The organism is Algoriphagus sanaruensis, from assembly GCF_001593605.1.
Taxonomy (GTDB): Bacteria; Bacteroidota; Bacteroidia; order Cytophagales; family Cyclobacteriaceae; genus Algoriphagus; species Algoriphagus sanaruensis.
The window spans coordinates 231,911-255,769 of record NZ_CP012836.1; the positions used below are offsets into that span (position 1 = coordinate 231,911).

Sequence of the window (23,859 nt, forward strand, 5' to 3'; positions counted from 1 at the left end):
ATCAAAGCCCTTTTTTCATGTCAATCTACTCGATACTCTTGAATCAAATCGATAATTGTAGTTCTATTTTCTTGAAAAGCCTTCCAAACATCTTCACTCCACAACCTAATCATTTGATCCCGATCTGCTCCCGGAGCGACTTTCAATACATCCTCGATTTTGATTTCTCCTCTAAACTTCGGAAGGTGCAATTCCGGCCAAGCCTTTTTTTGCCTTGCCATTTTTTGATGAAAAAGCTGGACTTCCTTGCCTGTAAAACCCTCTTCAACATGTAAGTAGAGTCCTACTAAAGAAAATAGGATTCGGATGGGTTTGGTGTGCTCATTCGCAGATTGGGCACCATAGGCATCTACAATTTGCTGATGGATAAAATCAGGCGAAGCATGAGATAGGGTGTAAAAGGAAAGTTCATGGAGCAATTTATCCTCCTCGGCCATTAGATGAGTCACTCGAATTACTCCTTAATTTCGATCACTTTAAACTCGGTTCGTCGATTGACCTGATGCTCCTCTTCGGTCTGAGCATCTTTGATAATCAACTGAGATTCTCCGTAGCCTTTTGCCACCAATCGATCCGCTGAAATTCCCTTGGAAACAATGTAATCCACCGCACTTTGTGCTCTTCGCTGAGAAAGGTCCAAATTGTAGGCGTCGCTGGATCTTGCATCGGTATGCGAACTAAGCTCGATTCGAATGCTTGGATTATCTTGAAGAAGCTTCACCAATTTATCCAACTCTACTTCTGCGTCGGATCGGATTTCTGCTTTATCCAGATCGTAATAGATATTCTCAAGTACAATGGCTTTTTCAAGAATTAGCTGATCGAGATAAATAGTCGTATCCAGCGTCACGTTGGTTACCTCTTGAATCAAGCTAGCAGGATCTGGAGTTTTTCCTTTCGTAGTAAAAGGGACCGATTTGGAGAAATACCCATTTTTGGAGGCAATAATCGTGTAGTCAGACTCAGGAGCTATCGTAAATCTTACCCGCCCATTTGTATTGGAGAAATCTCCACCTTGTTGCTTATTATCAGACCCATACAAAACAATTCTGGCTTGCGAAATCGCAGCATCAGTTCCATTGTCCTTCTTTTCTTTTGCAAATACGTTTAGCAAAACATTGACAATTTTGGGTTTTGGAGTTTTGTCTTCAAAAAAGTAAATGTCATCATCTCCTACTCCACCTTCCCGATTAGAAGAAATGAAGCCTACTTTTGGATATTCGGTGAAGAAAATCCCAAAATCATCGTCTTTGCTGTTGAAATTTTGACCTAAGTTTTTGATCACTTGTGCCCCAGAATCATTCTTTTCAGCTACAAATAGATCCAATTTCCCATATCCAGGATGACCATCTGAGGCAAAAAATAATTTCCCATCAGGCGTTGGTCTTGGAAATAATTCATTCCCTGGAGTATTAATAGTTGGACCCAGGTTGACCGCGTTTCCAAAGTCGCCATTGGCTAATTTGGTCGCCTTGTATAAATCAATTCCCCCGTAGCCCCCTGGTCTATTGGAAGCAAAATAAAGCTCAGCCCCATCCGAGCTAAAAGCCGGCGTAGAATTCCACCAATTTTCGTCTTCATTTACGGGCATCCAGATTGGTTGGGTAAATCCAGCTCCTCGGAAATAGGATGCAAAAAGTGCTACCTCTGGAAGGTCTTTGGACGAATTTGAATTTCCTCTGGCATAAATAATTGTATTCCCATCTGGACTGATGGCCATTGCGGCCTGATTTAGCCCTTCTTCGTTTTTGAATTCTGGAAGCGTCTGAACTGCCCCCACATCTACTCTCAAACCTTCAGCTCTTGTTCTAAAAAGTTTGGTGTAAGGAGTTCCGGTAGCAGGATAAATGCCAGATGCTTGACGGGCAGAAGTAAAATAGAAAAAGTTTTCACTGGTTACAGGCGCATAATCTGCTCCTGGGGTGTTCAATTCCTTGAAATTGACTAAAACGTGATTAGGCCAATAATTGGCAATACCTTCTGCTAATTTGATGGACTCAATTTCCCGCTGCACTCTCGCCAAAAGCGCTTCGTCTGAGGTGTATGTTTTTGCCTTTTCAAAGGCTTCTACTGCGGCCTGATTATTTTGTTGGGCTTTCAAACTTTGGCCCAAAAAGAAAAAATTGTTGAAGTCCGGCTCTTGCTCCACTACCTGTTTATAATATGGAGCGGCCTTTTCGATTCGATTAGATAGGCGATAACTCTCGGCCACGACTTGGTTTGCCTTCAGATTAGTTGAATCTTCCTGAAGAATCTGGCCAAAGGTGGAGATAGCATATTGATACTGGCCGGAAAGGAATTGGTTATCTCCTTTTTCCACCAAGCTCTTGCAACTTCCTAAGCCAAGAAGAATGAGTGAGGATATCCAGAAAAAATGCTTTCTCATGAGTTTAGATGGTCGGTCTAGTCCTGAATATTACTAATTAATTTGGAAAGTATTTGTTCAGCCAGCTATTTCGGATAGGCTGCCAAAGTTGTTGAAGATCGGCTTTGGTACGGATCATGGGATTGATCACTTCTTCCTCCAGAGTCAACTCTCCACCTTGCACTTTACTTTTCATTCCCAAAGCTGGAAAGACTTTTACTGATCCCTGATTGGTTCGAACACTTACTTTCCCTTGATCTGTTAAATTAATTCCTAGCATCGATTCCAGTTCCCGAAGAATACGGACCGAACTGTCGATCGAGCAGCCACTGGCTCCCAGTCCACTTTCATCTACAGCCAAAACTAGAATTTGATGATCAAAAATTTCAAACGAGGTAGGCATCCCATTTCCATGGGTATTCCAGCCTTCACAGAATCGAAGCAATTTTTGACGAATGATATCCAATTCTTTTTCGCTTAGACTTCGCTCGGCTTGGTACACCCAAACCCGAGAATTATCCGGAAGTTGATTAAATGGTAGAAACATGATTCTAATTTATGGATCAAAGAAAAACCCTTTCTGCATAACGGCAAAAAGGGTCGAATTGATTCATTCAAAATCGCCTAAATCCCCATTTCCTTAGCAATCATTTCTGCTAAGTCATAAACTTTGACCTCTGCTTCTCGCTCTTTATTCTTTACCCCATCGGTCATCATGGTGAGGCAAAACGGACATCCAACGGCAATAGCCTGGGCTCCTGTCGCTAGAGCTTCTTCAGTTCGCTCGATATTAATATCCTTTTTACCTGCTTCAGGTTCTTTAAACATTTGTGCTCCACCAGCACCACAGCAAAGACCTTTTGTTCGGCAGCGCTTCATTTCCACGAGTTCGACATCGAGGGCCTTGATGACCTCACGCGGAGCTTCATAAACATCATTCGCACGACCGAGGTAGCAGGAATCGTGAAAAGTGATCTTTTTACCCTTAAACTCTCCGCCACCCTGAAGGCGAACTTTGCCTTCATTAATCAACTGCTGTAAAAACTGAGAATGATGAATGACCTCATAGTTTCCGCCTAGAGCCGGATATTCATTCTTGATTGTATTAAAACAATGCGGGCAAGCTGTTACTACTTTTTTGACTTCATACCCATTCATCACTTGGATATTTGCAACAGCCTGCATTTGAAAAAGAAACTCATTTCCAGCCCGTCGTGCCGGGTCTCCCGTGCACGTTTCTTCCGGACCCAGTACCGCAAAACTGACTCCGACTTTATTCAATATTTTGACAAATGCCTGAGTAACTGCTTTGTATCGCTCATCAAAAGAACCGGCACAACCTACCCAAAATAAGACTTCAGGCGTTTGGCCATTGGAGGCCATTTCGGCCATGGTTGGAACTTTATAGGTAGACATAATTTGGATTTACGATTTTAAAATTACGATTTACGAAGGGCTGAGAAGCTTTTGACCTTTTCTCGAAATTCAGACATTCAACTTTCCTGATTTCTTGGGTCATCTGATATCCTCCCTTCCACTACTTCATTTCCTCTTCTTTTACTTTATCCGCCCAATTAAACCGATCTGATGGACTAAACTTCCAAGGAGAAAACGCGGTCTCCATATTTTGGAACATGGCATTCCATTGGGCGGGAGTTCCAGATTCCTCCATAGCGACATAGCGCCGCATTTGCAAAATGATCGATAAGGGATCAATATTGACTGGACAAGCTTCGACACATGCGTTGCAACTAGTACATGCATTGATTTCCTCTTTGGTAATGTAATCACCCAAAAGGGACTTGCCATCAGCCAGCCCTGGACCTCCAGAATCAAGACTTTTTCCTACTTCCTCTGCCCGATCACGAACATCCATCATGATTTTTCGGGGAGAAAGCTTCTTCCCCGTCAAATTCGCAGGACATTCTGAAGTACATCGACCACATTCCGTACAGGAATAGGCATTGAGCACATTGATCCAACTCAAATCATTGATGTCCTTTGCTCCAAATCGACCTATTTCTGCAGGTGGATTTTCTGAATTTTCAACAGGAAGTCCAAGCATCATATTCACTTCATTGGTCACCTCAGGCATGTTTTGCATTTCGCCTTTTGCCTTCAAATTGGAGTACCAAGTATTTGGGAAGGCCAAGAAAATATGGAGGTGTTTGGAATAGGTGACATAGACAGCAAAAGCCAAAATGCCAACAATATGAAACCACCAGGCAAATCGTTCAATAAAAACGAGTGCGCCATCAGAAAAACCCTCATACAGAGGCTTCAAAAAGCTACTGAAAAACAAAGGTCCAAGGGCGATATAATGGGAGTCTCCTCTTCCTGCTAAAATCTGATCGGTGGCATTCATCGTCAGAATGGCAAACATCAAGATAATCTCAATCACTAAAATCAAATTGGCATCCATCGCTGGCCATCCTTTTAGCTCAGGTTTAGTAAACCTTTCGACTTTCATAACATTTCTGCGAATCAAAAAAGCCAGACATGAAATGAGAACTGCTACCGCTAAAAACTCAAAACTATTGATGGCAACAGTGTAAGCACTTCCCAAGACGGGAGCGAAAAGACGATGGGTCCCCAAAATCCCATCCAACACAAATTCCAAAACCTCAAGATTGATAATCAAAAAACCCACATAAATGAGCAAATGCAAAAATGCAGGAACCACTCGTTTAAACATTTTCTGCTGACCAAAAGCAACAAGTAGCATGGTTTTCCAGCGCGAATTTGCTTGATCATTTCGGGACTCTGCCTTACCGAGGAGGATGTTTCTTCGAAGAAATTTGATCCGTTTGCTCAAAATATACCCCGCAAAGCCTAAAATCAGCACAAATGCAAGTTGTGGTAAAATGCTCATATTGATCGGATTAACTAGTTTTATTAAAATTTGGGCTTATTTTTTTCTGAAAAGGATTTGTGTGGAATATTCAAATTTCTACCTTTGCAACACTTTAAACGACGGTGATGTAGCTCAGTTGGTAGAGCATCGGACTGAAAATCCGTGAGTCGGTGGTTCGAGTCCACTCATCACCACAATCCCGATCCCACAAGGATCGGGATTTTTTTTGCCCTTTTCGCTCTTCAATCCTGTCACTATCCATCGCGTTTTCATTACTGCCAAAATATAAAATAGTCTGCATGCATACTATTTTTAGAATAATTTAAATTCAATCTACCTGATTTAAAGACGGATTCAAGGAGTAAAACCTTTCCAATTCAGCCTAGGTTGAAAAAAAATTCAACTTTTTTTTAGACAAGTGTAACTTTTCCCTTACTCAAGCATCATCTTCCAGAATGAAGTCATTTTTCGAAGCACATATCTGGCCACTGAGAGGGAGGCTCTATCGGATGGTCTATTTATGGACCAAGGATCGGGACCTCTCGGAAGATCTGCTTCAAAATGTCTTCACCAAAACTGTGGAGCGTCAAAAGGAACTCCAAGACCATCCTAATCTAGGGGGATGGTTGATGAAAACCTTAAAGAATGAGACCCTCACGCACTTCAGAAAATCAAGCAGGATGAGCAGTCTGGATGGAACTGAAGAATTTTCTAGTCCAGAAACTCATGCGCTAGAAAGCAAAGAAGAGGAGGAGTTGATTTTTAGGCTAGTCGACCAATTACCTCAAAAACAAAAGGATGTTTTCTTTCTGCGAGAGGTAGAAGAAATGAGCTACGAAGAAATTGCCCTCCAACTTGAAATCAGTTTAGATCAAGTTAAAATCAACCTTCACAGAGCACGAAAAACAGTACGGGAAAAATTAATCAACCAAGGAATTACCCGATGAAGACAAGAATCGAAGAATTAGTCCAGAAATATTGGGAGGCAGAGACCACATTGGAAGAGGAAAAAGAGCTCAAAGCACTTTTGACAGAATCCAAAGGCTATGAGGAAGAAAAGTCCTGGTTTGGAATTTTGAATGAGTACCAAAGACTAAAGCCAAAATCTGTCAAGATTCCTGATCAAAGACCCACTCGAAGAATTCAATTGCAATGGCTGGGATGGGCAGCTTCTTTGGCCATTTTAGCCAGCACTTGGGGGCTATGGGAAAGATATCAAACCCAAAAACAAGAAGAATTAGCCTACCAAGAAGTCATGGAAGCCCTTGCTTTGATTCAAAATAATCTTTCAAAAGGACAGCAACACATGGAGCCACTCCAAGACTTAAAATACCTCAATACGACCGATCAATTATTTCAAACTAATCCAGTAAGATGAAAAAGATATTCACATTAGCCCTGTTGGTTTTGGGTCTTGGAATCCAAGCCTTCGCTCAAGACGATGCCATCCAACGATTTTTCTCCAAATACATGGAGGATGATCGATTTTCCAGAGTCTACATCTCGCCCAAGATGATGCAGATGGCGGGAGGATTTCTGAAAAATAACGCCGACGGAGACGCCGATGCCGAGCAATTGGGTGCCTTGATCGGAAAAATCAAAGGGATCCGAATTCTATCTTCAGAAGAAATGAATGGCAAACCCTTATACACTGAGGCCCTTGGAACACTGACTCGTAACAAATACGAAGAACTCATGGATGTTCAAGATAAAAGCAGCAGCCTAAAGTTCATGATTCGGGAAGAGGGCGGACTTATTCGCGAATTGATGATGGTCTCCGGCAGCACCACAAGCTTTTCATTAATCTCGATGCTAGGGACATTCACCTACAATGACCTCAATATGCTCGCAGAGAAAACCAACATCCCAGGAATGGAGCAATACAATAAAGGCTCAAAAACCAAGAACCGATTTTAACTAAACCAATATATGATCATGAAAAAACTACTGCTTACCCTCACGCTATTTTCGTTAATTCTAGGTGTTCAAGCTCAAAGTAAAAGTATCGCCTCACTGAAAGACAAATACAAAGGAAATGAGGATTTTTTCCACCTCGAACTTGGAGGAAACTTCATGAATTTCGCCGAAGGATTTAAAATTGATATGGACAAAAACGACATGGCTACCGTAGCCAAATCCGTAGAAAAACTCAATTTTTTCACCCTACCGGATGGAGTACCTGCTATGACTGAATACAAATCACTTCAAAAAAGTCTCTCAAAAGAGAATTACGATCTACTCATGGAGGCCGCTGAAGGCAAAAGTGGGGTAATGATCTTTGGCAAAGGAGCCCGTACTTTATCCGATTTAGTCATCCTCGTCGGAGATGAAAAAGATGGAGGTTTGATCGTGGTGGAATTAAAAGGAAGCTTTACGCAAGAGATGCTTTCCAAAGCAAAAACACACCTTAATTAAGATCTGCAAAGATGAAATCAAGTCTCAAGGCCCGATAATTCGGGCCTTTTTTATGGGATTTTGGCAAAAACTGAAAAAATGTAAAAAATTCTTCATTTCCATACAATCGATTGCGGATTCGAATTATGGAAAACCCATGTACAGACATCATTCTAGTGTTTTACATTTTTTCAAAATTAAATTCTTTAAAAAGACAAATCATCAAAATCCAACACTTCCCGCGATCGTTTGCAGACTGATTTTATATTTTTTTCATTTTTAACACTTTTTCATTGACAATTTGAAAATATTATTTACCATTCATTGAAACTTTTGCAAAAATGATCCCGTTTAGTAACTTTGTAATGTAATTCGAATTACCGCAAAGGCCCTGTAACCCAAAATACCCCCTCGCGAGAACAGTCCGTTCCAGGGTTACATATCGAAAAATCAAACACGTATTAAACCAACTAAAACAATGAAAAAATTCATGACTATGCTTTTTGTTGCGGGGATCGCATCAGGAGCGTTCGCTTACAACGACGAAAAAACAGTTGAAATCAGACAAACTGAGCCAGCTAAGGTGATGGTAGCCGTGGCAGAAGCTCCAAATACCGCCCTTACTGTAAAAATTACAGACTCAGACAACAGATTGGTATTGAGAGATCGAATCACCAAATCTGAAGCTTTTGCAAAGCGCTATGACCTTAATGCTCTTCCAGCAGGTGAATATTCTATTGAGGTGGCAGATGAAAACGGAACTTTAAGAACCGCAACTTTCAATACTGCAATCAAAAATAAGCCAGCAGTCTTCTCAAGAGTAACTGCTATGGGAGATAATCAGTACAGATTGCTAGTATCTAATCTTGCCGCAAAGGATGTAACAGTTCAAATCTATGATGGAGAAAAATTGATCCATACGGAAACTGTCGACAATCCTCAAGGTCTACATAAAATCTATACCATCGCAAAGCCAGGATTCCCTAACTCTATCAGCTTTAGAGTAAGTACTGCTTCTGGATTTGAAACTTTCGTAGCTGCTCGATAAGCTAAACCAACTTGATTTTTAATCCCCGATCATTCGCTTGATTGGGGATTTTTTTTGATTATTCCTGAAAACCAACCTTTCGTAGAATCAATCTAGAAATCAAAAAAGCCAATGAAAGGCAATTTTCCCAAAAACATGATTTTGGGCGTTGACAGCGTCTTTGCTTTGGAAGGTCAGTCCATAAGAAAACCCAAAATGCTGAAAGTTTAACACAAGATCTCCTGAACAAACCCATCCGCTCCGACTTGCTGAAAACCCACTATCCTTTTTGAAATCCCCTCCTTGAACACTTCCATTCCAAAAGGACTGACGACCAAAAAAACCGAGCTGAAAATATTGTTCTGCACTTTTTCCGCTTGATCCAACTCGACTTCCTGATAACTGAGAAATGGGAAGTGGCAATAAATTTCCAAGCCGGAAAATCGATCCCACCTGGATGCTCTGATCCCAATTTCCAAATCCCGCTTTTCCTGCCAGCGTGATATCCGCCAAAGAATTCCCTACCAAATAAACCTTAGCTCCGGCAAAAATATTCCCTAAAACTGCATTCGAAAGCTGTTCTTCCCATCCCTCTGGCTTGGGAAACCCTGCCAATTCATGATACCATCGATGAAGATTTCCAATTCCAGACTGAGGCCCCAATAAACCTCCCAAAGCACTGAATTCATAAAACCAGCGACTTTTTCGCCATTGGATTCCCGGTTCCAAAAAAATCATCCCAGCAAATGGTCGTTCAAATGGGACGAGGCTTCTATCTTTTTTTAAGTCTGGGGTATACATTTCCTTACCCATCGTAATTGACCAACTTTTCCCCTGGCTCAAATACTGATAAAAATCCACTTTGATTCCGCTACTGTAATAACGGTCCATTCTACCCGGGATAAATGCATCATTATCCAATCGGACAGAAACCTGACTTTTACGAAGTGAATCGGAACTTGCAAACCCATCCACTGCAATTCCTATCAAAAAGCTGAAGAAAAAAATTAAATCCTTACTTGTCATTCTTGAAAGCGCTTGGCTGTTTCTGCGACTCTTCTACCCAATCCCCGGCCTTTTTCCAAAAAAAGTGGATCCAATTGACCAGAATCAAAAGGGCTTTCTCCTGTAACTCCAGAAGCCCCAAAGGAAGCTTCCACTTGGTCACCTCCTAGCACGATCATTCCATGGATTAGCATCCCTCTTAAAATATCCAGCATCACGCCTTCTTCCCCAATCGAAATTCCTCCACCTGTAGCGAAAGCGGCACCAAGTTTATTCTTTAAAGGCCTACCTTCAAATGGCCACGAATTCATAAATTCCAATACCTCAGGTGCCACATTGGAATTGTAAACCGGAGAACCAAAGATGATCGCATTGGCATCAAGTAAATCTTGCGTGCTTACTTCCTCGATGGGTCTGATTTTAGGCACAACGCCTGAAACGGAGGTAGCTCCCTCAAAAATCGCTTCTGCCATTGCTTTTGTATTCCCTGATTGAGAATAGTAAGTAATCAAAATCGAAGGTTGGCGCTGGGCGAAACTAAAATTCGACCAAATGCTTAAAAAGAAAGCCAACAGAAATGATCGGAACATAGAAATAGTTTGTGCGTGAAATTTGGAGAAAAATAAGCTGAAAATCTGAATTCCAACCATTCCTTTTGGAGTGATTGTTTAATTCATCCATACGAAGGGAGTGGACCAACTGAAAATGAAAATCCCCATCTCATTTCTGAAATGGGGATTTTTACTCGGAATTTATTACGAATTCAAGTCACTTATTTTTTCCAAGAAGCTTTACCTCCTTTTGCAGAATCAACCGTGATCGTAAAATTAGAGCCTGATGAAACAATCCATCGAACTTTGACAGCTCCCATCCCTGGAATATTCTCCACTGCGATCTTTTCAGGAGAGGATTTCTGTTCGTTGAATTTTTTCATGTCTTCATCTTCAACCACAAATCCTGCTACTACTTTAGCTCCAGTGATCGTCACGTAATCTGGACGCTCTATCCGATGCTTTAAGTCTTGACTGGCGTGGGTTGGAATCATTCGCTCATTGAAGATAGTCGCGGTGATTGCCTTCAAACCTCCTCCGAGGTCTTCTTCCTTGACTTCTCTGACAGAAAGTTTGGGCGTGTGGTATCCATGGAAAATCGTGAAAGCTGCATTTCGGTGAGCATCCTGTTCCAATAAAAATCCAGGATGAGCACGCCCAAAGGTCTTTTTGAACCCGCCGATTTCGACTGTTCCAAATTGAGGATGGTTGTATTCTTTCCAATTGACAAAGGCATCACCAAAAGTCAGCAACTCATCCACTTTAAATTGCTCATCTTGATTTCCTCTTCCTTCATTTTTATGAAAATACAGGTAAGGAACCATCAGCTCATTGGAATAGGTGAAAATTCCTCTATTTCCATAAAACCAATCCAATTCACCACCAAATACGGAATACAAATCCTTGTACACCACGATGTAACGATAACCTGGAATGATCTCTGCACCAACATTTCCAATCGCGTCATAAATCCGGATATCTTCTCGGTTATAAGTATTGACATCTTCTTCAGCCCCTGGTCCGCGAAGAATCATCCCGCCTGAATTGTGGAAACTTTGAGCCGCAGCAATATTCGGATGCTTCATCACAAACTCCATAATTGAACGGTTTTCGGGAAGGGTAAATGGATATTTTAAGGCACCACGCTGAATGTAATCCGGCTGCCAGTTCCATCCCCAATCCCGGTTGGGATCGTAGTATCCGATGCCATCATCATTGACTTCGCCATCCCCATCATTGTCCAATCCTTCCTGACCCAGCATTTCATATTCACCTACTTCATCTGGCCCAACTTGAATCAATTTCCGAGGATCAAGCGGATCTTTGATGAATCTACCAGTGGATGATTTTCGAATCATCATGGTAATGTTTCCATCTCCATCCAAATCATCCATTCGGTCCTCACCAGCTTCTCCATCCCCGTCATTGTCTAGGACTAGCATCCCAGAGCGAGGCGTATTCGCTGTATTTGGCTCCTTAAAGAAGTTATTTCGAGCATCCGGATTGATAGTCGGAGTGATATAGAAGGTCTTATCCTTAAGCAATTGTTTGACAAATTCATTATCAGCCTGCATTTCGGTCAAGTACCAGGCGAGGTAAAGTGAAAATTCTCCACCTTGAATTTCGTTGGAGTGAATATTTCCATCAATCCACATGGCTGGCTTGTCGGTATCCTTCCCTGTAGAAAAATCTGTAATCGTAATGGTCAGGATATCCCTTCCCTCCACTGATTTTCCGATTGATTCGACTTTCGCCAAATTGGGATGTGCAGCGGCAATCTTTTTCATCCAGTCCCATAGACCTTCAGCACTATAATACCTGTTCCAGGCGATTTCCACCTTTGGCTTATGCGGAGTACCTATCGCTCTAAAATAATTTTCTTGTTGAGCGGCTACTTCCATCGAACCCAGACTTAATGCTCCCAAAGCCAGGGCAACTAGTGTGTTTTTCAAATTCATCTTCATGGCTTAGAGTTTTACAGTTTGAGTAGCAAATCCAGTATGTGCAGCTCCCGCTTTTATCGTCACATTGCCCGTACCTCGAACAATCCAACTATAAGTGACTTTTTGATAGGCACCGAGGGAATCTTCAAGGGTAATTTTATCTCCAGAAATCAATTTTTCTGGCGCTACATCGATATCTACCCGCACTTTTCGAAGCCATCTTGAGCGCTCTCCCATTTGGGAATGAGTGGGAAGTGGAGAATTATTAAACAAATCCACACTCACCCGAGTCAGCCCATTTCCCAAGGATTCAGTCTTTAAATTGTGAAACTCCAGCTTGGGCTGCATCGCAGCAAGCTTTAGAATAAAATCGGTATGCTGCTCAACAATTTCCCCTACTTTTTCAAACGGGGGATTGACCATCACAAAGGGCTTGACACCACCTACTTCTACTTTTCGATTTGGAAAATCAGGATGATTGATTTCTGTCCAAGGAACGAATGAATCCCATCCCAAAGAATCCGCCCAAGCCAGATAATTGGCTTCAGCATTAGTTTTACCCTTATACTCCGGAGTCCAGTAGCCAGGAGTGGAAAAGCTCAATCTTGCAAAATGAAAGTACGCCCATTGGAAGAAATCCCCGTCCGTACCTTGATTGGTTTGTTGAAATGCTTTTGCCGGTACGGTCTTGTTGTACAATTCCGAAACCATGGCATTGATCGCTTGATCTTTTTCCAAAATAGACGTTACTACTCTTTTTCGAGCATCGCTAGCATTGTACTTCAGTGGGGAGCTCAAGTTATTCGCAGGAGAGAAAGTAACGAATGCGAAAATATTCCATTGCTCAAACAGGTAGTCAAGCATGGCTCGAGACTCAAGCTGTGAAACTGCAATATCACCTGCTAATGGCTCAAAAACGGGGAATTTATAGGTGAGGGATTTATTAAATGCGATGCCTTCTTTGAGATCTTCACCGAAAGAACCATCCTTGTCATCATCTTTGGACTCTTTGAACACCAGGTATTTTCCTGCCTCACCTTTGGACCGATCAGCCTTGACCAAGACGCGCTCATCTTCTTTGGAAACCATCCAGTCTCCCATCGGATCTTCCACACGCATCCAAGTAATCAAGCCATCGCCGTTTAGATCAGAATAGCCATTGTCATTCTGCTTTCCGTCCCGATCATGATCTGCTGGCACGGCATTTCCTCGACGTTCATATTTCAAAGCCGCATGATATTGCTCATAGGCATCAGGGGACATATTTGGAAAAATGTAAAATGTGGTGTGTTCCAAGGTTTCTGAATGTTCCGCCACCAGCTTTTCTGCAAATTGAAGAGCGAGCTCAACACTCAGCACATGAAACCCTTCCACTCCTCCAACCACAGCGATTGCAGGCTTTTGATCCTTATTTCCAGTGCCGACTTTGAGGACTTGAATATCCTTTCCTCCCACGGTCTTGGTTAGGGTTTTTAACTCCACTGCCGCATTTCCGCTGAGTTTTTGGAGTCGTTGGGAAACCTGGCCAAGCGTGGGATAATCCGTTTGGGCCGTAGCAGCGTGGCCCAAAAGTCCCCCAAGCAATAGCCCGGTGATTAGTAGTTTTCTCATGAGGTAATTTTGTTTTCGGGTTAATTCTGAAATCAATGATTCAAAAATCAATTGGGGAAGTTTAGAAAAATTTGGCAGATAAGTACCACCTGCTTGAACAGCGAGAAAAATTCCAACTCCAACGGAAAAGGGTCAGGATAAATGGACAACGAAAACTTTCAAAAATTGTCCTTTCGGTAAAAATTGACGTATTTCAGAAAAAACTAAGCTGTTTCGCATGTACCAGAAAGTAGCCCTTGCCATTGCTTTTTCCCCCAGAATGGAAGCCTTGATCGCAGAAGCGAGGCGATTGATCGGGATTTTCCAAGGAGAACTTATCCTTATCCATGTCGGCGTCAAAACGCCCGAATTGGAACAGAAGCTTGCCGAAATCACTCAAAAATATTGCGCGGATCTCACTCGAATCAAAACGCTCTGGAAAGAAGGAAAGCCTGCTAAAACCATTTTGAAAACCTGCGCAGAAGAAAACGTGGACTTATTGGTTTTGGGTGCCCTAAAAAAAGAAGGCTTGCTTACCTATTACCTCGGATCAGTGGCCAGAAAAGTGATCCGAAAATCACCCTGTTCGGTGCTTACTCTGATCGAACCCAGCTTAGAAACTTCCAAATTTGAAAAGGTAGTCATCAATGGCACCCAATTGGAAATCACTCCTGAGGTCATTCGAAAAGGATTGGAATTCTGTCAAAAAGCCAGTGCAAAACAAATCTCAATCTTGAATGAGATTAAGATGTATGGCCTTTTGATGGGAACTGCCAGCGAAGGAACTGAGGATGAAGCATCAGTGACTCGAAGAAAGCTGGTGCAAGACGAAATTTCCTATGTAGAAGAAATTCTCAAAGACATCGATACCTCTGATCTCAAAATCAATATCAAAGTCACCGGAGGAAAATGGGCCGCAGAGCTGGCAAAATATTGTGAAAAAATAGGGGCTGACTTACTCATTGTGGGTGATGACCGCAGTTTGACGTTCTTCGACCGACTCTTTCCTCATGACCTGGAGGATTTATTGAGTACTCTTCCTTGCAACCTATTAATCGTTAAAAAATAATCACCTCCATGGAAACTCTTAACCATAAGGAGGTGATCAACCTCCTCCTGCAACTAGCGGCCATGCTGATCATGGCGAGGGTATTTTCAGAGCTCGCCCGAAAGCTGAAACAACCCGCCGTGGTGGGTGAAATCTTAGCAGGAATCATTTTGGGGCCGACAATTTTCGGCTCGCTTTTCCCTGATTTTTTCCAAAATCTATTTGCCACTCATGACATGACCAACATTGCTCTGGATGGCTTTGTACAGATTGCGGTGGTTTTATTGCTGTTTATTGCAGGTATAGAAGTTGAGCTGCAAGTCGTCTGGAGTCAGGGTAAAAACGCTTTGCAAATTGCCTTGGCCTCTATGGCATTACCGATCATAGCCGGTTTTGTGGTGGCGTATGCTTTTCCAGAATTTCTTGGAGTAAATATTCACGACCGGATTGTGGCCTCCACCTTCTTTGGGCTAGCCATTTCAATAACTGCCTTGGCGGTAATTGCGAGAATCTTGATGGATCTCAACCTATTTAAAACCAAATCAGGTCTCCTGATTATCGCAGGAGCAATGATTGTGGACGTAGTGGGTTGGATCGTTTTTTCGGTAATTCTTTCCCTTTCTGAATCCGGAAAAGGAGGATTGGGAGTATGGCCCACCATCGGTCTCACCTTGTTTTTCACCATTTTCATGCTGACACTTGGCAAGGGACTGATCAATCGAGTGCTCCCTTGGACGAACAAAAACCTCGCTTGGCCTGGCGGATTGCTTTCTTTGTCTTTAGCGATTTGCTTTTTGGCTGCTTCCTTTACCGAGTTTATCGGAATTCACGCGATTTTCGGAGCCTTCATAATTGGAGTAGCCTTGGGGGATTCTGAGCATTTGACTGAAAAAGCGAAAGAGATTCTCCACCAATTCATCAACAATATTTTCGCCCCGATTTTCTTCGTGTCTATAGGCTTGAAGGTCAACTTTATTGAGGGCTTTGATCTTGGAGTAGTCGGTGTGGTGGTGATTGTCGGATTTTTGACCAAGTACTTCGGAGCCTATTTAGGAGGTCGCCTCTCAGGACTCAAGCGAAACACTTCCATGATGATCGGCTTTGGATTGAGTGCCAGAGGAAGTATGGATATCATTTTGGGATTGATTGCCTTGGAAAATGGACTGGTTTCCGAATCCCTCTTTATCGGACTGGTTATCTTAGCCTTACTATCCAGCATTGTTTCGGGTCCATTGATGGGCTGGTCTGAAAAGCTTCAATTTTCTGGAAAGTCCCAATGAGACATTTGGTATTTCAATCGAAGAAATAAAACAAAGCGAGTAATTTTGGGCTTTCCAAAGGAAATCCCCCTAATTCATGTCAACGAACAAAGCAAAAATCGGCGTCCTCTTAGTAAATCTTGGCACACCAGACAGCACCAAAACCAGTGATGTAAGAAAGTATTTGCGAGAGTTTTTGATGGATGGCCGGGTAATTGATTTTCCATTCATTCCTCGATGGATGCTGGTGAATTTGATTATTGCCCCTTTTCGAGCGCCGAAGTCTGCGGGTGAATACCGAAAACTTTGGACTGACCGGGGATCACCTTTGCTCTTTCACACCCAAGATCTCAAAGACAAGCTGGTCAAAAAGCTAGATCCTGAAAAGTATCTTGTGAGTATCGCCATGCGATATCAAAATCCTAGCATTGAAAAGGGGATGGCCGAACTCATGAAGGCCAAAGTCAAAAAAATCATTGTTGTTCCTTTATTTCCTCAATATGCCTCCGCTACCAATGGCTCGGTGATGGATAAAGTCATGGAAATTGCCCGAGGATGGCAGATCATTCCTGAAATCTCCTTGATCAGCAACTACGTGGATCACCCACTTTTCTTGGAAGCCTGGGCTGAGCTTGGCCGAGAAGCCATGCAAAAACACGAATACGATCGCTACCTTTTTTCCTATCATGGTCTTCCAGAGCGACAAATCAGAAAAGGTAGTGTGGAAGGATATTGTCAGCTAGGTGCCTGCTGCAACAAGTATGGATTGAAAAACCAATTTTGCTATCGTGCTCAATGCTTTCAAACCACCCGCTTAGTTGCCGAAAAACTAGGTCTTCCTGAAGATAAGGTGGTCACCTGCTTCCAGTCACGACTTGGTAAAGATCCTTGGATCAAACCTTACACTGAAGACATGATTAAAGACCTTGCCAAGCAGGGTGTCAAAAAAGTCCTAGTATTCTCACCTGCTTTCGTTGCAGATTGTTTGGAAACCACCGTGGAAGTTGGTGAAGAGTATAAGGAGCAATTCGAAGAACTTGGAGGCGAACATTGGGAATTGGTGCCAAGCTTAAACTCAAATGATACTTGGGTAGACTGTGTGAAGGATTTGGTGGAATCTCGATCGTAAGAAGATCTTCCTAATTAAGTGAATAAAATACTCGGTAAGATTGACGAATTACGACATTGTAATGATCTTCACTCCTGTTTCTCCAGGATTGAATTTATTTGTAGAGTTTTTGAAGTGCGATTCAATGTCGTAAATCGTACCTCGTAATTCGTTAATCGTACTTCCCTTCATGTCCAAATCCAGCAGCCAAGCAGTTTTGATCGTTGGAATCATTCTGATTTCGATCAACCTGCGCACCTCCATTGCTTCTGTAGGCCCCTTGATTCCGTTTATTCGAGAAGATTTGGGAATTTCCAATGGCTTGGCGGGATTTCTGACCACCTTAAGTTTAATTACGTTTGCTATTTTCTCCCTTTTTGCACCAACGATTGGTAAGAAGCTAGGACACGGAAAGGCGATATTTTTTGGAATCTCCCTTTTATCCTTTGGGGTAATCCTCCGCGTATTGGGAGGCGTTGAACTACTTTATTTTGGCACAGCTTTGACAGGAATTGGAATTGTAATCGCCAATGTCCTGATGATTCCATTTTTCAAGGCCCGAATTCCAGAAAAAATCGGATTGATGACAGCATTACTCTCGACAGGAATGTCACTTTTTGCAGCCATCGCTTCAGGTATAAGTGTTCCCTTAGCCGAAGACTTAGGTCTTGGCTGGCGTGGGTCATTGGTCGCATGGGTAGGACTGATGATTTTGGCTTTAATCGCTTGGATTCCGCAATTGAAAGCCCGTGGAAGTGGACACCAAGGAGACCTTCTTCCAGCCAAAAATGTATGGAAGAGCCGATTGGCTTGGCAGGTGACTTTATTTATGGGGGCCCAATCAGTCATGTACTTTACCATGATCACCTGGCTTCCCGATATGCTTATCGCAAGAGGAATGAGCCCAGTAAAGGCTGGTCTTGCACTTTCATACATGCAGTTGATTTCCTTGATAGGGACTTTTTTTGCTCCAAGTCTCCTCATTCGCTTGCGTCAACAATCAGGAGTTGTACTTGGCGTTGGACTTGGCTATTTAATCGGATATGGAGCCTTATTTCTCCATCATGAACTTATCACCTTTGGAGCTTTGACAATTATTGGTGTTGGAAGTGGGGCAAGCTTGAGCATTGCCTACACCTTGATATCACTTCGTACAGCGGAAGATTTGACCACTGCCAAACTCTCAGGGATGGTTCAGTCGGCCGGATATGTTTTGGCGGCCTTGGGTCCTTTGGTATTTGGAGTATCCTTAGATGTGTTTGACAATTGGAATATTCTAATCTGGTTTCTACTTGCCATGACTGTCCAATTCATCTACTTTGGGTTGCCCGCTGGCAAGGACAAAAAAATCTAAAACCCCTTTAATCCCGATTCTTTCCGCATGCTCTAAATAAAAGCGGTATTTTTGCAACAGCTTTTTGAAGATACCATGCAAGACTTATTCAATTCCATCGGCCTTTCGGACAATTTGCTCAACTACATCATCATGCCCTTGCTCATCTTTGTAGCAAGGATCGGTGACGTTTCGATCAATACACTTCGCATCATGTTTATGATGAATGGGAAGAAAAACATCGTCCCAATTTTAGGCTTTTTTGAGGCAATGATTTGGCTTTTGGCCATAGGGCAGATTTTCCAAAATGTAAATAATCCGCTATCCTACATTGCTTATGCAGGTGGATTTGCAACAGGAACCTATGTAGGAATGACTTTGGATGAAAAATTGGCCTTGGGACGGGTTCTTGTTCGAGTGATCACGCCTCATCCTCTTCCCGACCTGATCGAATTTATGAAGGAGAAAAACTACCGATTCACCAATGTGGGTGCAGAAGGCAGGTATGGAAAAGTAAACCTATTATTTACCGTCATGAAGCGGGATCAATTGCAAGAGTATATCTCCAAAGTAAAAGAGATCGACGAAAAGGCCTTCTACACGATCGAAAGTGTCAAGCGAGTGTCCGAAGAGGAACTCAATGTCGTCGAAGACAAAACAGGATTTACTTCACGGTTTTTCAGTAAGGCAAGAACCTGATGGGAAATTCTTGGTTTCAATTCCAACAATTCAAAATCCATCAGGATCGCTGTGCAATGAAAATCAGCACGGATGCTATTCTTTTGGGAACCCTCTCAGAAGCTGAACATCCCCAAAGGATTTTGGACATTGGGACTGGAACGGGGGTAATAGCCTTGATGCTTGCTCAGCGATTTGACCAAGCCCAACTTAGCACGGTTGAACTGGATGAGGATGCAGCTGGACAGGCACGTGAAAATTTCGCTGAAAGCAAATTTGGATCCCGAATACAGCTGAGTCATGGATCGATTCAGGAGTTTTATGACCCGATCGGGTTTGATCTGATCGTCAGCAATCCACCTTATTTTCCTGATCATCTCAAATCCAATGACGAGCAGCGCAACAAAGCCCTTCATACCGACACCCTGTCTTTTGAGGAATTGATCGATGCGGCTCAACGACTTTTAACCCCAGGGGGGAAATTTTGGGTAATCCTTCCTCCCCGCCAATTGGAGGAGCTTGTAAAAATCGGAGCAGCAAAGGGAATCGAACTTTCGGACTTGATTTCCATTCGTGATCGAGGCAGTAAGCCTATTTTTCGTCAAGTAGCTTGTTTCTCAAAACAGAAGCGAGACTTAATCCAAACTGAAATTTGCCTAAAGGAAGAGAGCGGGGAATATTCTAATGCATATCAATCCCTACTTTCTGGATTTTTACTGAATTATTAGAAAAAAGGCTAATTATCGCTCAAAAAAGACATAAAATAACTGACGTCTATTTCCGAGTCGAAAACTTCCCTCTATTTTAGATCAAAATTTTACTATCCCTATGTCTAGGATACTGTTGAGTAGTTTTGTATTGGCCATTTTTAGCATGTTTTGGTCGTGTACAGAAGAAGAAAATACCCCGATTATTGTCGCTACAGAAGATCTCATTTATGTTGGAAGTGAGGGTATCCGTGCGACCGGCCGGATCATCTCCAATCAAGAATTGACCGCGACAGAACATGGATTTTTGATCGCTACGGATCAAAATTTTTCATCACCAAGCAGAATTTTGCTGGGTGAAAAATCTGGCCCAGGTAGATTCATCGGAGAACTTTCAGGCTTGAACATCGAAACTCCATATTTTATCCGTGCCTTTGCAGAGATCAATGGAGAGTCCATCGTCGGAGATATTTTGGAGTTCCAGACCCTTTCTCCTGTCGTAGAATCTTCCTTTCCGACCTTTGGACGACCTGGTCAACAAGTCACGATTCTTGGAAGAAATCTTCCTACATCGGCCAAAGTATTCTTTGGCACCCAAGAGGCTCAAATTCTCAAAAACACCTTCGAATCTCGGCTTATTGTCCAAATCCCGGCGGCAGCAGGAGAAATCAGTGTCCCTCTAAAAGTACAAGTGGACGAAAAAGTAATCGAAATAGGAACCTTCGAATATCAATCTGGAAAGTATACCAAGGTATCTGAATTTCCAGGATCTCAGCGAGTGTACGAGACAGTTTCCTTTTTCTTCGACAATCAATTTTTGATTGGTTTGGGGCAAATAAAAAATGGAAACCTTTATCCCAGCTTTCAATCTTACAATCCTTCCAATACCGCTTGGACTGAAATTGATTTCCCAGGAAATCCACGAAATGCTGCTTTTGCCGCAGGAGGTTTTGTAGGCGGAGGGGCGGTAGAAGTGGATCGGGATGTATTTGTCTATGACCGATCATTTTGGAAAAAAACAGCTTCCGGTTTTGAGCAACTCAACGACATCCCTTTCAATTCCAGAGAATCCTTGGCCTTGGAATTTGAGGGCAAATTGTATGTGATAGGAGGAAGGGAAAATTTCAATCAAGTCCGAATGTATGATCCTGTATCAGCTACTTGGACGACCAGAAACCCATCACCGATTCCTATCACTTCCGAATCCTCTCATTTTGTCTATCAGGGAAAGGTTTATGTGGTCACTACTGGTGGAGTGATTTATGAATTTAATCCTTCGGCTCAAACTTGGGTTTTGAAAACCAATTATCCCGGGGATGCTGGACTTGGGGTAAGCCCCATGTCAGTCGTGTTAGGGGATAAAGCTTACATCGGGCTATTCCGAAGATCTAGTGAAATGTGGGAGCTAGACCTCAACACCTTCACTTGGAAAATTAAAAACAATTACACCGGCTTCCCTCAAAGTATCACCGTTGGCTCTTTTGTTTGGAATGGGCAAATCTACCTACTCCGAGGCCCTGATGTATCTGTCTTTGGAGATAACATCCCATTCGAACTCTACAGATTTGAACCAGAAGCCATCTAATATTTATGAAAAAATTACTGGTAATTATTTTGATGCTTGTGGGGAGTTCTACCCTTTGGGCGCAGCAAAACTCCACCCTGAAACGCGAGGTGGTGGGTCGTGACATCGGCCAACTCAAAGGGATTAAAATCTCAGGAAGGATCATTGATGAGATCACCGGGGAAGCCCTAGTCGGAGCAACGGTAACCGTGCCTGAATTGAATTTGACTCGGATTACAGATACCAATGGGGGATTTGAATTAGTTCTCGACCGAGCGGAGTACAACCTCCAATTTCGATATGTAGGCTATGAAACAGTAGAATACCCGATCACCGCAGTGGGTGATGGAAGGCTTTCTATTCGAATGCTCCAAGAAGATTTCGAGTTGGACGATGTGGTTATTTTTGGAAGGGATCCTGAAAAGAATATTCGCTCTACCGATATGGGAGCAATCACCCTCAGCATCAATACCATGCGGGAACTTCCTCCATTCATGGGAGAAATTGACATCGTCCGCTCGCTCGCTACCCTTCCTGGGGTAAGCCAAGTAGGTGAAGCTTCCGCTGGTCTCAATGTCCGGGGAGGCGGAGTAGATCAAAACCTCATCCAATTTGGCGGTGCTCCGATTTATAATCCTTCCCACATGTTTGGATTATTCACCGCATTCAATGCAGACATGGTCAATGACCTCACACTTTACAAAGCTGTGGTGCCGGCAAGATACGGAGGTAGAAGCTCGGCGATTTTGGACATCCTACCCAAGGCAGGAAGTGTAGATCGATGGGGAGGAGACTTGATGGTCAGCAATTTTTCAGGAAAGCTTTCACTCAATGGCCCTGTGGTGCCAGGTAAAGTTTCGATTTTGGGAGGTTTTCGAATTTCCTACATCAATTGGCTACTTCAATCTCTCAGTAATACGACCCTGAATAACTCAAGCGCCAATTTTTACGACGGAAACGTAATTATCAGTGCTCCCATCTCTGATAATAATGAATTCACTTATAGCTATTACAGAAGCTATGACGACTTTGCTTTTGCTTCGGACACCACCATCTCTTGGAACAACAACGCTCATTCTTTTCAATGGAAAAGTAAAATGAGCGAAAAGCTGAGTATGGAAGCACTGGGCTATCTCTCCCAGTACAATTATGGGATTTTCAACCAATCTGGGATCAATGATTTCGATTTGAATTCCAATATTCAAGACTTGGGAGGGAAATTGTTTTTCACTTATACGCTAAACCCAAAACAAAAATTCTCCTTCGGTGGAGAAATGAAGGATATTCAAATCCAACCGGGAGAATTGATTCCAACTGGAGAGAATCAAGACATTTTGCCGAAAAAAGTACAAAACGAACACGGGCGCGAATTTGCGGGACATTTCCAGCATGAATTCGAACTCGGGGAGAAAGTCGGATTTTCGTATGGTGTCCGCTACGATTTATATCAATACCTCGGAGACCGAATCGTCCGACAATATGCCCCTAATAGACCTGTTTCGGAAGGAAGTGCCATCAGTGAAACTCAGTACGGAAAAGGCGATGTGATCCAGACTTACGATGGTCTTGGACCAAGGGCCTCGTTTCGATATTCCTTGAGCAAATACAGTTCAATCAAACTGGGATACAATAAAATGTATCAGTTTATCCACTTGATTTCAAACACGGCTACCATTGCCCCAACTGACGTTTGGAAATTGAGTGATGGCTTCCTCAAGCCTCAAATTGCTGATCAGATTTCCCTCGGCTTTTACAACAACTTCAAAGGAAACATCTTCGAAACCTCTGTGGAAGTCTATTACAAAGACCTTCAGAATGTAGTCGAGTACAAAGATGGAGCAACTTTGATTGTTCAAAATCACCTCGAAACTGAGCTGATTCCTGCTGAAGGAAGAGCATTTGGTGCGGAATTTTACATCAAGAAAAATCTGGGTCGTCTGACAGGCTGGATGTCTTATACCTATTCTAGAGCGCTTCGACGCGTCATTACTCCATTTGAAGAGGAAAACATCAACAATGGCGCTTGGTATGCTTCCAATTTTGATAAGCCACATGACTTGACTCTAATTGGAAATTACAAGCTGAGCACCAATACTTCTGTTTCGGCGACCTTTGCCTACAATACCGGTCGACCTGTTACTTTCCCAGATGCCAAATTTGACTACTCCGGAAATAGCTTAGCGTATTTCAACGATCGAAATCAAGAAAGACTGCCTGACTTCCACCGATTGGATCTATCTCTCAATTTCAAATTGAAAGGTAAAGGCAAGTTTTATGATGGAAATTGGACCTTGTCAGTCCTCAACGTTTATGGACGAAAAAATCCATTTTCCATCTTCTTTGATGACGCCGAAGGAGCACCTCCCCAAGCATTACGACTTGCCCTGTTGGGTATTCCATTGCCAAGTTTGAGTTATGCAATAAAATTTTAAG

General features: G+C 42.7%; 22 protein-coding genes and 1 tRNA gene. 14 read left to right on the forward strand and 9 right to left on the reverse strand.

The annotated features are described in order from the left end of the window. Positions 1-20 precede the first annotated feature (20 nt). The 5 genes from AO498_RS01090 to AO498_RS01110 all read right to left on the reverse strand — a co-directional run bounded on the left by AO498_RS01090 (position 21) and on the right by AO498_RS01110 (position 5,237). Positions 21-449 (reverse strand): DUF5946 family protein, encoded by a 429-nt coding sequence (locus AO498_RS01090; RefSeq protein WP_202814236.1) that lies wholly within the window; start codon positions 447-449, stop codon positions 21-23. A gap of 5 nt (positions 450-454) precedes the next feature. Beyond that, the gene (locus tag AO498_RS17365; protein ID WP_067542536.1) at positions 455-2,386 is read right to left on the reverse strand and encodes a CHU_0125 family OmpA-like outer membrane integrity protein; all 1,932 of its coding nucleotides are present in this window, start codon (positions 2,384-2,386) and stop codon (positions 455-457) included. 37 nt (positions 2,387-2,423) lie between these two features. Continuing rightward, positions 2,424-2,912 (reverse strand): hypothetical protein, encoded by a 489-nt coding sequence (locus AO498_RS01100; RefSeq protein WP_067542543.1) that lies wholly within the window; start codon positions 2,910-2,912, stop codon positions 2,424-2,426. A gap of 77 nt (positions 2,913-2,989) precedes the next feature. Then, a complete protein-coding gene (locus AO498_RS01105) occupies positions 2,990-3,781 on the reverse strand; it encodes a (Fe-S)-binding protein (protein WP_067542544.1) in 792 nt (263 codons plus the stop codon). 121 nt (positions 3,782-3,902) lie between these two features. Continuing rightward, on the reverse strand, positions 3,903-5,237 hold the full coding sequence (locus AO498_RS01110) for a 4Fe-4S dicluster domain-containing protein (protein ID WP_067542546.1): 1,335 nt from the start codon (positions 5,235-5,237) through the stop codon (positions 3,903-3,905). A 103-nt stretch (positions 5,238-5,340) separates the two neighbouring features. Between AO498_RS01110 and AO498_RS01115 the strand changes: the two genes are divergently transcribed. The 6 genes from AO498_RS01115 to AO498_RS01140 all read left to right on the forward strand — a co-directional run bounded on the left by AO498_RS01115 (position 5,341) and on the right by AO498_RS01140 (position 8,661). Continuing rightward, positions 5,341-5,413 (forward strand) — tRNA-Phe (locus AO498_RS01115). Positions 5,414-5,674: 261 nt separating this feature from the next. Next, positions 5,675-6,166, forward strand: a complete 492-nt coding sequence (locus AO498_RS01120; RefSeq protein ID WP_067542557.1) for an RNA polymerase sigma factor — start codon at positions 5,675-5,677, stop codon at positions 6,164-6,166. After that, complete coding sequence (locus AO498_RS01125) at positions 6,163-6,597, forward strand: hypothetical protein (RefSeq protein WP_067542559.1); 435 nt, start codon at positions 6,163-6,165, stop codon at positions 6,595-6,597. Before AO498_RS01120 ends, AO498_RS01125 begins: the two co-directional genes overlap by 4 nt. After that, a complete protein-coding gene (locus tag AO498_RS01130) occupies positions 6,594-7,136 on the forward strand; it encodes a DUF4252 domain-containing protein (RefSeq protein ID WP_067542561.1) in 543 nt (180 codons plus the stop codon). The genes AO498_RS01125 and AO498_RS01130 overlap by 4 nt, the downstream gene beginning before the upstream one ends. An 18-nt stretch (positions 7,137-7,154) precedes the next feature. Continuing rightward, on the forward strand, positions 7,155-7,634 hold the full coding sequence (locus tag AO498_RS01135) for a DUF4252 domain-containing protein (RefSeq protein WP_067550170.1): 480 nt from the start codon (positions 7,155-7,157) through the stop codon (positions 7,632-7,634). A gap of 457 nt (positions 7,635-8,091) precedes the next feature. Then, positions 8,092-8,661 (forward strand): hypothetical protein, encoded by a 570-nt coding sequence (locus AO498_RS01140; RefSeq protein WP_067542566.1) that lies wholly within the window; start codon positions 8,092-8,094, stop codon positions 8,659-8,661. 99 nt (positions 8,662-8,760) lie between these two features. Here AO498_RS01140 and AO498_RS01145 read toward each other — a convergent pair whose 3' ends face one another. From AO498_RS01145 to AO498_RS01160, 4 genes are all read right to left on the reverse strand, one after another. Then, entirely contained in the window at positions 8,761-9,666 is a 906-nt protein-coding gene (locus tag AO498_RS01145) for a lipid A deacylase LpxR family protein (RefSeq protein WP_067542570.1), read from the reverse strand. Further along, positions 9,663-10,235, reverse strand: coding sequence for a flavodoxin family protein (locus AO498_RS01150; RefSeq protein ID WP_067550172.1), 573 nt, complete (start codon positions 10,233-10,235; stop codon positions 9,663-9,665). The genes AO498_RS01145 and AO498_RS01150 overlap by 4 nt, the downstream gene beginning before the upstream one ends. Before the next feature lie 182 nt (positions 10,236-10,417). Next, positions 10,418-12,154 carry a M14 family metallopeptidase gene (locus AO498_RS01155; protein ID WP_102135898.1) on the reverse strand — a complete coding sequence of 579 codons (1,737 nt, stop codon included), beginning with the start codon at positions 12,152-12,154 and terminating at the stop codon, positions 10,418-10,420. Between the two features lie 9 nt (positions 12,155-12,163). Further along, positions 12,164-13,750 (reverse strand): M14 family metallopeptidase, encoded by a 1,587-nt coding sequence (locus tag AO498_RS01160; protein WP_067550174.1) that lies wholly within the window; start codon positions 13,748-13,750, stop codon positions 12,164-12,166. A gap of 217 nt (positions 13,751-13,967) precedes the next feature. Between AO498_RS01160 and AO498_RS01165 the strand changes: the two genes are divergently transcribed. The 8 genes from AO498_RS01165 to AO498_RS01200 all read left to right on the forward strand — a co-directional run bounded on the left by AO498_RS01165 (position 13,968) and on the right by AO498_RS01200 (position 23,858). Continuing rightward, a complete protein-coding gene (locus AO498_RS01165; protein ID WP_067542576.1) occupies positions 13,968-14,798 on the forward strand; it encodes a universal stress protein in 831 nt (276 codons plus the stop codon). A gap of 8 nt (positions 14,799-14,806) precedes the next feature. Beyond that, positions 14,807-16,057 (forward strand): cation:proton antiporter, encoded by a 1,251-nt coding sequence (locus AO498_RS01170; protein ID WP_067542579.1) that lies wholly within the window; start codon positions 14,807-14,809, stop codon positions 16,055-16,057. Between the two features lie 76 nt (positions 16,058-16,133). Further along, entirely contained in the window at positions 16,134-17,165 is a 1,032-nt protein-coding gene (hemH, locus tag AO498_RS01175) for a ferrochelatase (RefSeq protein ID WP_067542586.1), read from the forward strand. Between the two features lie 169 nt (positions 17,166-17,334). Beyond that, complete coding sequence (locus AO498_RS01180) at positions 17,335-18,498, forward strand: CynX/NimT family MFS transporter (RefSeq protein ID WP_067542589.1); 1,164 nt, start codon at positions 17,335-17,337, stop codon at positions 18,496-18,498. Between the two features lie 75 nt (positions 18,499-18,573). After that, positions 18,574-19,176, forward strand: coding sequence for a DUF2179 domain-containing protein (locus tag AO498_RS01185; protein WP_067542591.1), 603 nt, complete (start codon positions 18,574-18,576; stop codon positions 19,174-19,176). Continuing rightward, positions 19,176-19,883 (forward strand): tRNA1(Val) (adenine(37)-N6)-methyltransferase, encoded by a 708-nt coding sequence (locus AO498_RS01190; RefSeq protein WP_067542593.1) that lies wholly within the window; start codon positions 19,176-19,178, stop codon positions 19,881-19,883. The genes AO498_RS01185 and AO498_RS01190 overlap by 1 nt, the downstream gene beginning before the upstream one ends. 100 nt (positions 19,884-19,983) lie before the next feature. After that, entirely contained in the window at positions 19,984-21,447 is a 1,464-nt protein-coding gene (locus AO498_RS01195; RefSeq protein ID WP_082792169.1) for an IPT/TIG domain-containing protein, read from the forward strand. Between the two features lie 5 nt (positions 21,448-21,452). Continuing rightward, positions 21,453-23,858 (forward strand): TonB-dependent receptor, encoded by a 2,406-nt coding sequence (locus tag AO498_RS01200; RefSeq protein ID WP_067542597.1) that lies wholly within the window; start codon positions 21,453-21,455, stop codon positions 23,856-23,858. Position 23,859 lies beyond the last annotated feature (1 nt).

What these genes read in the sequence shown, in the direction of transcription:
- AO498_RS01155 (WP_102135898.1), bottom strand. Translation starts at nt 12,154, where the DNA reads ATGAATTTGAAAAACACACTAGTTGCCCTGGCTTTGGGAGCATTAAGT.
- AO498_RS01165 (WP_067542576.1), top strand. Translation starts at nt 13,968, where the DNA reads ATGTACCAGAAAGTAGCCCTTGCCATTGCTTTTTCCCCCAGAATGGAA.
- AO498_RS01180 (WP_067542589.1), top strand. Translation starts at nt 17,335, where the DNA reads ATGTCCAAATCCAGCAGCCAAGCAGTTTTGATCGTTGGAATCATTCTG.
- AO498_RS01160 (WP_067550174.1), bottom strand. Translation starts at nt 13,750, where the DNA reads ATGAGAAAACTACTAATCACCGGGCTATTGCTTGGGGGACTTTTGGGC.
- AO498_RS01170 (WP_067542579.1), top strand. Translation starts at nt 14,807, where the DNA reads ATGGAAACTCTTAACCATAAGGAGGTGATCAACCTCCTCCTGCAACTA.
- AO498_RS01125 (WP_067542559.1), top strand. Translation starts at nt 6,163, where the DNA reads ATGAAGACAAGAATCGAAGAATTAGTCCAGAAATATTGGGAGGCAGAG.
- AO498_RS01130 (WP_067542561.1), top strand. Translation starts at nt 6,594, where the DNA reads ATGAAAAAGATATTCACATTAGCCCTGTTGGTTTTGGGTCTTGGAATC.
- AO498_RS01135 (WP_067550170.1), top strand. Translation starts at nt 7,155, where the DNA reads ATGAAAAAACTACTGCTTACCCTCACGCTATTTTCGTTAATTCTAGGT.
- hemH (WP_067542586.1), top strand. Translation starts at nt 16,134, where the DNA reads ATGTCAACGAACAAAGCAAAAATCGGCGTCCTCTTAGTAAATCTTGGC.
- AO498_RS01200 (WP_067542597.1), top strand. Translation starts at nt 21,453, where the DNA reads ATGAAAAAATTACTGGTAATTATTTTGATGCTTGTGGGGAGTTCTACC.
- AO498_RS17365 (WP_067542536.1), bottom strand. Translation starts at nt 2,386, where the DNA reads ATGAGAAAGCATTTTTTCTGGATATCCTCACTCATTCTTCTTGGCTTA.
- AO498_RS01195 (WP_082792169.1), top strand. Translation starts at nt 19,984, where the DNA reads ATGTCTAGGATACTGTTGAGTAGTTTTGTATTGGCCATTTTTAGCATG.
- AO498_RS01185 (WP_067542591.1), top strand. Translation starts at nt 18,574, where the DNA reads ATGCAAGACTTATTCAATTCCATCGGCCTTTCGGACAATTTGCTCAAC.
- AO498_RS01145 (WP_067542570.1), bottom strand. Translation starts at nt 9,666, where the DNA reads ATGACAAGTAAGGATTTAATTTTTTTCTTCAGCTTTTTGATAGGAATT.
- AO498_RS01190 (WP_067542593.1), top strand. Translation starts at nt 19,176, where the DNA reads ATGGGAAATTCTTGGTTTCAATTCCAACAATTCAAAATCCATCAGGAT.
- AO498_RS01100 (WP_067542543.1), bottom strand. Translation starts at nt 2,912, where the DNA reads ATGTTTCTACCATTTAATCAACTTCCGGATAATTCTCGGGTTTGGGTG.
- AO498_RS01120 (WP_067542557.1), top strand. Translation starts at nt 5,675, where the DNA reads ATGAAGTCATTTTTCGAAGCACATATCTGGCCACTGAGAGGGAGGCTC.
- AO498_RS01150 (WP_067550172.1), bottom strand. Translation starts at nt 10,235, where the DNA reads ATGTTCCGATCATTTCTGTTGGCTTTCTTTTTAAGCATTTGGTCGAAT.
- AO498_RS01105 (WP_067542544.1), bottom strand. Translation starts at nt 3,781, where the DNA reads ATGTCTACCTATAAAGTTCCAACCATGGCCGAAATGGCCTCCAATGGC.
- AO498_RS01140 (WP_067542566.1), top strand. Translation starts at nt 8,092, where the DNA reads ATGAAAAAATTCATGACTATGCTTTTTGTTGCGGGGATCGCATCAGGA.
- AO498_RS01110 (WP_067542546.1), bottom strand. Translation starts at nt 5,237, where the DNA reads ATGAGCATTTTACCACAACTTGCATTTGTGCTGATTTTAGGCTTTGCG.